Consider the following 11,203-nt stretch of genomic DNA (forward strand, 5'->3'; position numbering starts at 1 on the left):
GAAATTCGATAAACGGTTTATAGTGCCGAAAACAGGCATAATAATACCAAATGTGCTGGTATTGATACTGCAAGTCACAGTTAAATTCAACCATCACCTTGATTTTCCGTAACCTGAGCCGCCATATCATAGGCAATACGAGCCAGGCTTAACGGCAATCCCGGCCAGTTTAAACCATCAATTTTAAAAACAACCTTAAAACTTCGTCATCTGATGGTACGTTCGGTGGGCTATTTTCGTTATACTAGGCACATTCACCAAGACAAAGAAGATCCTTGTGTATGTTTGAGAATTTATCTGAACGCCTTGGCCAGACGCTGAAAAATGTCAGCGGGCGAGGGCGGCTGACCGACGACAACATTAAAGACACCCTGCGCGAAGTCCGTATGGCACTGCTTGAAGCCGATGTTGCCTTACCGGTAGTAAAAGAATTTGTGGCGCAGGTTAAAGAGCGTGCCGTAGGTACCGAGGTATCAAAAAGCCTTAAACCCGGCCAGGTCTTTATCAAAATAGTTCAGTCTGAACTTGAATCTGTGATGGGTGAGGCGAATGAAAAGCTGAACCTGGCGACACAGCCGCCGGCAGTAGTGTTAATGGCTGGTTTGCAAGGTGCGGGTAAAACCACCAGCGTTGGTAAGCTGGCAAAATATCTGACCGAGCGCGAAAAGAAAAAAGTAATGGTAGTGAGCGCCGATATTTATCGGCCAGCGGCGATTAAACAGCTGGAAACTCTGGCAAATGAAGTCAACGTCGGGTTTCACCCTTCTACTGTGTTACAACGGCCAGTAGATATAGTTGAAGACGCTATCGATGCCGCGCGTAAGCAGTTTTATGATGTGCTATTGGTGGATACCGCCGGACGCTTGCACGTAGATGCGGACATGATGGATGAAATCAAAGCCCTGCATAGCGCCGTCAAGCCGATAGAAACCCTGTTTGTGGTCGATGCCATGACCGGTCAGGATGCTGCGAACACGGCTAAGGCTTTTAACGATGCCCTGCCACTGACCGGCGTAATTCTGACCAAAGCTGACGGTGATGCGCGTGGCGGAGCGGCGCTTTCGGTACGTAAAATTACCGGCAAGCCCATTAAGTTTTTAGGTATGGGCGAAAAAGTCGATGCGCTTGAGCCGTTCCATCCCGAGCGTGTGGCATCGCGCATCCTGGGTATGGGCGATGTGCTTAGCCTTATCGAAGAAGTCGAACGCAAAGTAGACAAAGATAAAGCCCAGAAGCTGGCGAAAAAAGTTCAAAAAGGCAAAGGGTTTGACCTGCAGGACTTTAAAGAGCAGCTCGAGCAAATGAAAAACATGGGCGGCATGATGGGCATGATGGACAAATTGCCCGGCATGGGCGGTATGGCCGACAAAATAAAAGATCAGGCAAATGATAAGCAGTTCAACCAAATGGAAGCGATCATCAGTTCAATGACGCCGGGTGAACGGGCTAAACCTGAAATTATTAAAGGCTCACGTAAACGTCGTATCGCCGCTGGCTCAGGTACGCAGATTCAGGATGTTAACCGTCTGCTTAAGCAATTTACCCAAATGCAGAAGATGATGAAAAAGATGTCTGGCGGCGGCATGAAGAAGATGATGCGCCAGATGAAAGGGATGATGCCTCCAGGTGGCGGTGGCCCAGGTGGCGGCGGCCCGGGCGGCATGGGCGGTATGTTCCCCCCTCGGTAAGATATTACGCAGGTTTAGCGTTACAGGTGTTCGCCCGAACCCTGTAACGCTAGCTTCTTTGGGCTTATCGTCCTTCATCTACACGGTGGTATATACACCAACGTAATGGCGGCCGCGGGCCACCACCATATTAACTTTATTTGCAAGGCCGAGGCATAAGTCATCGGGCCTGCCAAACGCTACAAGGGGAATGTGGCATCCTTCGTCCTGCCTGTCCCTGAATAACAACAATAACAACGCGGTTATTGCCACAAAACAACAGGATTTTTATGGCTGGTTTAAAACGCATTATACTCATTGATACCCATCTGCCCGGTGTGGTTGAACTTAAGCTTGATGGTCACACCAATATTTGTGGTACCAATGCCTCCGGTAAAACCACCCTACAGCGGCTCATACCAGTGTTTTATGGGGAATATCCCAGCCGGGTGGTGCCCGCCACCCGCGATAGTTTTGAACGGTGGTATTTACCCCGGCCTTCCAGTTTTATTATTTATGAGTATACCCGTGCAGAAGGCGATCTGTGTCAGGCGGTGCTCAGTGCTTCAGGAAGTGGTGTAAATTACCGGTTTATCGGTAAGCCATTTGCGATTGAAGATTATCTGATTGAACAAAAAAGTGGTAAGCATATAAGCGTCAGTAGCGCTGAGTTAGCCCGGGCGATGAAACGCAACAATGTATTGGTAACCAGCCAGCTAAATACCAAAGATTTCCGGGCCATTTTGCAAAATGACCAAGGGGTGTTGAATCAAAGCAGCAATGCGCGGGAATTACTCGGTTACGCCCGCATTTTTAGTCTGTGCGCCCAGCAATATCATATCCGGCACATGGAAAAACTGGCCAAAGCGGTGCACTCCAAAGAAGGCAAGATGGAAACCATTAAAGCCATGATAGCGGCCATATTGGAAGAAGATGGGGTTCAGCCTCCCACTTCCGGACTAAGCCGCAATCGGGTGGATGACTGGATTCGTGAATGTCACCTGATTAAACAATTTGATCGTATCAGACCTGAATTTACCAAGCTCGAACAGGCCGATCTGGCCCTTACCGAAGCAGAAAAAACCCTGGCCGGCCTTAAACACAGTTTTGAGTTGGATAAAGCGCACCTTGCCGCGCGGGTAGAAACCACCACTTTGCAACTGCAAGACAATGAACACCAACGCAAGCGCGCAGATGCACAATGGCATGAACGGCGCGACGAATTAAACCAGACGCTTTCTGCAACGCGCGCAGACGTGGAAAAGTACACCAGCGATCTGGAGTCGGTGGAACAGGAATATGAGCAGTGGCAAACGCAGAATATCGATCAGCTTAAAGAGGATGTGGCCAACTTATCGCAATGGCAACATGAACTGGAAACCGTATCGGGCCGCTATGCTCTGCTTACTGAAAAACACCAGGATGTGGAGTCGGCTTATGCTCGCCGTGTGGCAGAGTTGGGGGAACGGTTGTCAGCAACCTTGGAGCAACTATCGTCACTACGCCAGGAGGTCGCGGAAAAGCGCGCGACGCAACAGCAGCAAGAGCGCGATGCACTGCATCGTATTAAGGAAGATTTCGCCAGCCAGCAGCAACGCTTACAGCAGGATTATCAGCAGCGCGCCGGTGAGCTCAATGTTTTGGCAGCGGAACTAAAAGCCGGGGTTAACAACGCTGGTTACAACGAATTCGAGCAATCCCAGTTAGACTTAATGGATGCCGCTATTAAAGAAGCCACGGTAAATGAAGACTCGGCCCGTGCTGCTTATCGCGACGCCCAGCATGTGCACAGTAAGGCGGCTCAGCTGCGCACCCAGGCGTCTGCAGCGCTAGATAAAGCTCGACAGCAGTATCATAAAGAACAAAAGAGCGTGGCCCAGATACACCAGTTGTTATATCCCGGCGAAGGGTCGCTATTAGAATACCTGCGTAAGCACAGCGATAACTGGGAGCTTACCCTGGGAAAAATTATACGTCCTGAACTGTTGGACCGTACCGACCTGGTGCCTCAACCCGCAAGCAGTGCTGACGGCGTGTATGGTATTACGCTGGCTACCGAGGTCTTACAAACTCCTGATTACGCACACTCTGAACAGCAACTTAAACAGCAGTTGCAACAGGCTGAAGCGCGTTTGGCGGAAGCACTGGAACAACAAAATAACGGTGAAGCTCAATTGGCGAAAGCGAATGAAGAGGTTCGCAATACTGAGCTGGCGCTTACGCAAAAAGATAACACCGTACGTAGTGCCGAAGCTACGCGTAAACGTGCCCAGCAAGACCGTGATACCTTAGCCAGTGAATACCAGCAGGCGCTTTCTACCCGTAAACAAAAAGCACGCACCAAGTTAGATGCCAATGTCCAGGCACAACAAAAATGTAAAGCGCAATTCGAGTTAGCCAGTGATGAACTAAAAGATCAGCTGCGTGAAGCGCAAACTGAACACAGTTTCCATTGGCAGCAATTGCTTGAAGACACAGAAGCAAGTATTGCCCAGTGTGATGCCGATATCCGCAAAGCGCGGGAACTGGCTGCCCAGGACCGTAAAGAGATGGATCACTGGCTGGAAAATGAATTAAATAACCGTGGCGTGGATGTTGATGAAATCGGTGCGCTGAAAAAGCGTCAAAAAACGCTTAAAGATAGCATTTATAAAACCGAAAACCAGCGTCATAAAGTGGCCGACTATGAACGTTGGTACCAAACGGTTTTCACTGGCCATAAAGTAAACTGGCAAGCGGCGCTGGCAAAGTCGCGTAAAATTCTGGCTGAAGCTGAAAGAGGGTTGGCAAGCGAGCAGGCGCAATATCGCGATCAACGTGAACAGCTTAAAGAGCAGCATAGTGTGCTCGAAGCACAATGTAAAACGGCCACCGAGCAGCGCGAACAAATTATTGCTCTTAGTAAAACGCTGGCAAAACTTACGCTACCTCACAGTAATGACACCAGCGGGGTAACCCATGATGATGCCACTATTAATCAGCGCTTATCGCAGGTGCAAAGCCTGCTGCAAGAGCGAGAAGAGTTATTGGCCAACGTTAAAAGTTATGTCGAACGCTTTGATCAGCTGATTGCCGCACAAGCCGGTACTGGGCTATCGGATACCTGGGAACGAGCCCGGGAAGAGTGCGCGGTAATCAATACGGCTGGGATAAAAAGCGTTGATCATCGTCGTATGGTTACCCATCTGGCCCAGTTACTAAATGTCATTGTGCCGCAAAAATTGCAGGGGTTGAAGGAGCAGGGACGTATATTTGGCGCGGACCTAACCCAGTATTATTATGTATTGGCTGACATCGACAAACGCATTGTCAGCCAGAGTCGTCGTATTACCAAAGAGGTAGACGGTGAGCTGTTTCTTGATGGGGTCTCCGATTCGGCAGTCAAAATTCGCTCGCGCATTAGCGAGCTGGAATTTTGGCCTGAGCTTGAGCAATTTCGCCAATACTATGACCAATGGATGGAAGGTGGCGCGACAGAATTACCTGATGATGATTACGCCCAGAGCATGCGAAAAGTCCTGGATATTCTGGGGCGTGCGGCACTAACCGGCGGTATTAGCAAATTGCTGGATATCGAATTACATCTTAAAGAAGGTAACAGCGAGCTGGTAATACGTACCGATCGGCAGCTCAATGAGTCCTCCAGTCATGGTATGGCCTACCTGATATTGTGTAAGTTCTTGCTAGCCTTTACGCGTTTATTGCGCGGCGACGCTGATGCTACCGTGCACTGGCCTATTGACGAGCTGGGAACACTGCATCAAAGCAATGTGAAAAAAATCTTTGATGCCTGTCAGAATAATAACATCAGTGTTGTAGGGGCTTTTCCCAATCCCGAATCTGATGTTCTCACTTTATTCGAAAACCGCTATTTAATAGACAAAGTGAGCCGTAAACTGCAGGTGGTACAGCCTAAAAGCAGTGCCATTGCTGACCGTATTCAATCACGCCGTGCCCAGCAGGAGGCCACCTTATGATGACCGAAGCAGGCCGTATACTAAGCCTTTTACTGGAAGGTAAATTTATTTGTCAGGTCACTGATGAAGATGCCTGGCGCTTTTTAAAAAGTCGGGATAACGCGCAGAAGCTTGAACCGCATTTAAATATGCTTAATCGTACCCTAGCCAGTGCCGCAGATGCCGAAGTGTTTTTTTCTGCCTATATGACCCTGGGGGATGCGGAGCGCAAAGTGCTGGCACAACAGTTCCAGGACACCGCTACCAACTTAGTGCCTCTGGTCGAATGGCTCATGCTGGTGCAGCAAGCCAGTGAGTCGGATGTGCCGGTGACCATGGGTACGGCTATCCGACTGAATGAATTACAGTCAGTCATTGAAGATACGCCGGCATATGCTGAGCAACTGGAAAAAATTTCTCGCTACCGATTATTTAATTCGGCCAGTGTGAATGTAGACGGACAAATAAAGCAGGTTTTTAAACGACTTACTGAAATGGGCTATTTATTCCGGCCTAATGCAGAAAAACAAATTTACCTGGCCACTGGCAAAATAGAACACCTCTATGAGGTGATAAAATTTATCGATGAAACAGAATCGTTGTCGTTGTCTGAACAAGCTGATGCCGCCATAAGTCAGGGAAGTTTATTATGAGCCAGGCATTAATTCAGGCCGGCTCGCGCCTGTTAAATGCATTGGGGCGACATAGTGAGCTTATTATGCAGGCCTACCTTAATGGTCATGTAGAAGAAAGCGCCCATAGCCGCAAAGTATTAGAGCAATTGGTGCAGCTGGGGGTGCTTTGGCGCCCGGACCCGCATAGTGCGCTACGCTTGAAAGCTGCGGTAAGAACCTTGCTGGAAGGTAGTCTGCAAGACGAGCGAAACCGTAATATTAATGCCAATATAGGCACGGCATTAGCCAGCCTGAAAACCCTTGCCGAACATTACAAAGAAGCGTTGTATTACAATCGGTACAGTGAAGCCCACGCCCATATGAGCGATTTAACCGAGCACGTTTACCAGTTGACGGAATCACTGGCCAATAGTGTTCGGGTAATGTTTAGCCGGATTAACAATGAATTTGGTTATGTGGCCTCGGTAGAGGCAAAGATCCGCGAAAACGAGCTGGCCCAAAGTCAGGTATCAGAATTATTACATCAGTTGGAATGCTTTCGGTTCGACGAACTTAGCGATATCGCTGCAAGTAATCGGGAATTACGCCATCTGCTGGTGGTCGCGTTACAGCAGAGCTTTGCCAAAGCGGCGCAGGAACTGTCGATAGCCCAGGCCCGGTTACTTGATTTGTTAGGTCGCTTCCGCGAATTTCAGGGCCGAACTCGCCTATTAAAAGGGTTTTTACTGCACATGGAGCAGCATCCTGATTTCGCGCCAGGCAACTACCCGGCGCTATCCCAGGTGCCGGTGCTATTCAACCAATCGGGAAATGTGTTGGCCAACGCGGCCCCTGATATGAACCAGGTTGACCATGAGCAGGATTATCAATATCTGATAGCCAACCTGACAGATATACATCGGCGCGCCGACCATGCCGATCACAGTGCTGCCGCGCCAGAGATAGACATTAGTGAACAAACCACAATCGAGCTGGAAAAGGATCCGATTCAGCACGCTGTAGAAAGCTATTTTTGTGAGGTAATTGACTCCGGACAGCCACGTACCGCGTTGCAGTACTACGCTGACCATGATTTAGCGTTTGATCCGGAAGTTTGGATTTATCAGGTTATTGGAGGATACCAGGCGCTGGACGAAACCGATAAGCAGTTTTTTGCGCTGGAGCCTACCGGAGAGCAACATAGGGTGTTTACCGGCAATTTTTATATTAACGACATTACGCTGGGATTGCGATGATCCCAGCGCGGGTGTTGGTCGCAATACCCCGCGCTTCAGTAGAACAATATTAGAGGCCACGCTACAAGCCTATTTGACCGGTAACCAAAAATGCCGCCAGGTAAGTGAACGCTGTAAATAAGCGCAGGATGCACTCGGTCATGCTACCTAGCTATCTTGGACCCTGGATTATGCAGTAAATCCAGGGTTAACCAGCGTTAAGCTCTGGCCACTCTTGGTTAGTCACAATACCCTGGGCTATCAATTGCTCGCGCAAATCTGCAATTGTTTGTATGAGTTCATCACGAATCAGCCGGATAGCGGGTGAAATAAACTGGCGGCTTGGTAATACTAACCACATTTGCGTCAACGCAAATGTGTATTGGGGCATCAGCCTGTGAAGGCTGCCGGCCAATAAATCTGGGCCAACATCAATCGCCGATTTTTTCGCGATACCTTCGCCGTCCTGACACCACCGCCTGACAATATCTCCATCATTGACCGCACGATCGCTGTTCATCTTAATTTTGTATTGCTGATTATTGCGATACAGCTCCCATCTGTCGTGCACAACATCATACAATTTATATAGTAGCGCGTTATGTTGGGGCAGGTCGGCGGGGGTTAACGGCTCGCCATGCTGTGTTAAATAGTGCGGGGAGGCGCATAGCACATGCGGGATATTGCTGATTTTAAAGCCGTACAAATTGAGATCTTTCGCCGCTTCCTGCGTCACTGCCCGTAATGCCACATCAACTCCATCACGGTAAAAATCGGCGCGGCTATCACTAACATGCAGACGTAAGGTAACTTCCCGATGGCGGCGCATTAGCTTATTAAGCAGAACGCGCATAAGATTGCGGCCCATTTCTGACGACACCGCTATACGTACTTCCCCGCTAATCGTGTGCTGTTCTTCGTGTATCAGCCGCTGGCCTTGTTGCAGCAGCGCCAGCGCTTGATGGCAAAGCGGTAGATAGCGTTCACCTTCAGATGTCAGGCGCAGTTGTCTGGTAGTGCGCACAAAAAGTTGGGCGCCAAGGGCTTGCTCAATGCGCTTTAACGCCACACTGGCTGCTGACGAACTCATATCTAACTGCTTAGCCGCAGCGGTAATAGAATTAAGCTCTGCCACTTTCAAAAGTACCTGTAAATCCGCTGTCTTCACTATTCGTTCCGGTTCTCGACGAGCAATATACTCGCAGGGGGATAAGCCCATTATTATCCACGTTTTAGCGAAAGTGTATTAAACATTTGCCTGTTTATCGAATGAATTGTAGAGCATAAGCTACGCTTACTAACTGAAACAGTACAAGCTTAACGGAGTGTTCTACATGAAAGTCTTATTCAACCTAACTACCATAGCCATTATTGCCACATTAGCTTCCTCGCCTGCGCTAGCCGATACTGGTACGCCCAACGTAGTACCAGTGGAGGATGTTCAATGGGGGTATCTGAATCCGCTACGCGGTGACCAAAGCCCCGGCGCTGCCGATCTCTGGGGCGATCGTACCCAAGATACGGCGAGTGGCATGTTGGTGCGCTTTAACAAAGGGTTCGCGTCGCCGGCGCATATTCACAATATTACCTATCGGGCAATTGTGATTGCAGGGCAGATGCATAACGACGATCCCAAAGCAGAAAGAATGTGGATGCCGACAGGCTCATTCTGGACCCAGCCTGCGGGGGAAAACCATACCACTGCGGCCAATTCGCCCAATAACTTAATTTATCTTGAGATTGACTCGGGCCCGTATTTAGTCGAACCCAGCGCAAACGAATTTGATAATGGCGAGCGGGCGATTAATTTACACCGCGATAATAGTGTCTGGCTAAACAATCGCGAGCTTGAGAATATTCATGTCGATGGTGTCGAGGCGACCTATCTTTGGGGCGATACTTCTAGCTTACACGGAACAATGATAAAACTGCCAGCTGGCTTTAGCGGACAAATAGTCACGCCTGCCAGTGAGTTTCGAGCGGTGGTAGTTGCCGGTACGGTGGTATACCAGGCTTCGACTAACCGTCCTTCCAAAACGCTACGCCCGGGGAGTTACCTGGAATCGGCAGGTGACGCTAGCCTTAACCTGAGCAACCCCAATGATACGGTGGCCACCGTTTACATTCGTACCAATGCTCACTACTTGGTTGAGTAAGCCGCTACGTTATTTAGTACTTCGGGTTAGGGCATTTCGACTTGTCCCGCCCGATGGGATGAAGTACTAACGTAAAACAATAAAAATTGCTCTCTCAGTGATCGTGTGAGTACCTTCCCAGGCAGGAAAAACCTCCTCAGGCTGACATATTTTTTTACGCAAGAACGCCTGTGGCTGGCCGCGAGGCTGCTGGCATTACTTCTGAATCCTCTTTGGTGGCAGGGCAGGGCGAAAGTCGTTGCCATCAGTGCCGCGAATTTGGCTAACCGCAGGCCCAGGTAAGGCAGCCCTCTATTTGTTCTTCTTGGCGGTATTGCTAACTTCAATAATAGGCTGCAAATTATCTGCCTATCAGCCCGGGTTGTAGGTTGAAATATCTGCTGTTCACGTCACCAATGCGGGCAGTTGTCATGGGTATCGCTTGGCGTATTACCAAATACAGTGTGTTGGACCTACGAATTACATTCCGGGTAAAACTTTATCCTTATTTTGGTCGCTAAACATTGGCTTTCTGATTTGAAGGCGTATAATTAACAGATTGTTAACAACATGCTGAAGCGCTTGTAGCGTATGCTTTACAGCTTGATTGCAGGTGCTTTTTTGACCGTTTGGCGGCGTGAACCTTTCATTGTGATAGCCCGTAACAGGCTTGTCATTTTTGTTTGTTAGTTTACGCCACCTTACCGGCAGAACCGGATGTTTTGCCAAATAAATTTCGCATTAAAAAAAGCGCGAATGGAGTGATATATGCAGTTATCCAGTCAACAATCCTTCAACCAGGCACTGATTCGTTTGTCAGTGCTTCTATATCAAATAGACAATAAGGTCACCCTTACTGAGCAGGACTATCTGGAAGAAGTTATTGATAGTCTTGACTGGCAAAGTCCTATTTGTCGTGAAGCCTTTTTCAATGATGTTATTTATCAAACTCGCCAGGCCCTGGATGCGGGCGATAGCGTGAGCTATCTGCGCTCATTCAAGGACGATTTGGTTTATGACGCGCAAAAAGCCATGGAAATTGCGATGGCGATGACTGGCGTGGACGGCGAAAGAAGCGATGAAGAAACCGAAATTCTTGCGCTACTAAGTCATAAGATGTTGGCCAAGGCCTTGGTAAGCAACGATAAACCGTTGGATGCCAGCCGCTTGAACTAAACCCCTGTGAGGTTACAGTCCGGCTCCATAAACGGCGCAATTAAACGCACAGGAATAAGGGTTTACTAACGATAACCCGGTAATGACCGCCAGTAGCCATAGCCAGTAATAAGCGCCAAGCTAAAAAAGCGGGTAACATTGGCCGGGTTCATAGGGGCGGCTATATTTAACTTCCGCCCCGCTTGGTAAAACAAATGCTGACAAGCACTACCTGATGCGCCGCGCGGGTGGTTGCTGTGCCCGGCTGAATTATAGTGGTCATTAACAGGCTGAGTGTTTGGCGTCCGCTGATTTGACGCCAGTAATATAACCCGCCCCAACACCCAGCACCGCAGCACATGATAATCATCCTTCACCCTGGTGTGAGCCCAGCAGAGCGTTTCAGCATCTGGGGTGAAACCGCAAGGCTTGCTAATGAAA

At 49.0% G+C, this 11,203-nt stretch carries 7 protein-coding genes; 6 read left to right on the forward strand and 1 reads right to left on the reverse strand.

The features are described from left to right. The first annotated feature begins 281 nt into the window (after window positions 1–281). The 4 genes from ffh to D0Y50_RS05715 all read left to right on the forward strand — a co-directional run bounded on the left by ffh (window position 282) and on the right by D0Y50_RS05715 (window position 7,493). Window positions 282–1,688: a signal recognition particle protein gene (gene ffh / locus D0Y50_RS05700; protein ID WP_108566534.1), complete on the forward strand. Its 1,407-nt coding sequence runs from the start codon at window positions 282–284 to the stop codon at window positions 1,686–1,688. 269 nt (window positions 1,689–1,957) lie between these two features. Next, window positions 1,958–5,644 (forward strand): ATP-binding protein, encoded by a 3,687-nt coding sequence (locus D0Y50_RS05705; protein WP_117315908.1) that lies wholly within the window; start codon window positions 1,958–1,960, stop codon window positions 5,642–5,644. Continuing rightward, window positions 5,641–6,276, forward strand: coding sequence for a condensin complex protein MksE (locus D0Y50_RS05710; protein WP_108566536.1), 636 nt, complete (start codon window positions 5,641–5,643; stop codon window positions 6,274–6,276). Before D0Y50_RS05705 ends, D0Y50_RS05710 begins: the two co-directional genes overlap by 4 nt. Beyond that, complete coding sequence (locus tag D0Y50_RS05715; protein WP_117315910.1) at window positions 6,273–7,493, forward strand: phosphoenolpyruvate carboxylase; 1,221 nt, start codon at window positions 6,273–6,275, stop codon at window positions 7,491–7,493. Before D0Y50_RS05710 ends, D0Y50_RS05715 begins: the two co-directional genes overlap by 4 nt. A gap of 187 nt (window positions 7,494–7,680) precedes the next feature. Here D0Y50_RS05715 and D0Y50_RS05720 read toward each other — a convergent pair whose 3' ends face one another. Beyond that, on the reverse strand, window positions 7,681–8,640 hold the full coding sequence (locus D0Y50_RS05720) for a LysR family transcriptional regulator (RefSeq protein WP_117315912.1): 960 nt from the start codon (window positions 8,638–8,640) through the stop codon (window positions 7,681–7,683). A gap of 166 nt (window positions 8,641–8,806) precedes the next feature. Between D0Y50_RS05720 and D0Y50_RS05725 the strand changes: the two genes are divergently transcribed. Further along, entirely contained in the window at window positions 8,807–9,628 is an 822-nt protein-coding gene (locus tag D0Y50_RS05725) for a DUF4437 domain-containing protein (protein WP_117315914.1), read from the forward strand. A 747-nt stretch (window positions 9,629–10,375) separates the two neighbouring features. Next, complete coding sequence (locus D0Y50_RS05730) at window positions 10,376–10,783, forward strand: tellurite resistance TerB family protein (protein ID WP_117315916.1); 408 nt, start codon at window positions 10,376–10,378, stop codon at window positions 10,781–10,783. Window positions 10,784–11,203 lie beyond the last annotated feature (420 nt).

It is taken from the genome of Salinimonas sediminis, from assembly GCF_003429285.1.
Taxonomy (GTDB): Bacteria; Pseudomonadota; Gammaproteobacteria; order Enterobacterales; family Alteromonadaceae; genus Alteromonas; species Alteromonas indica.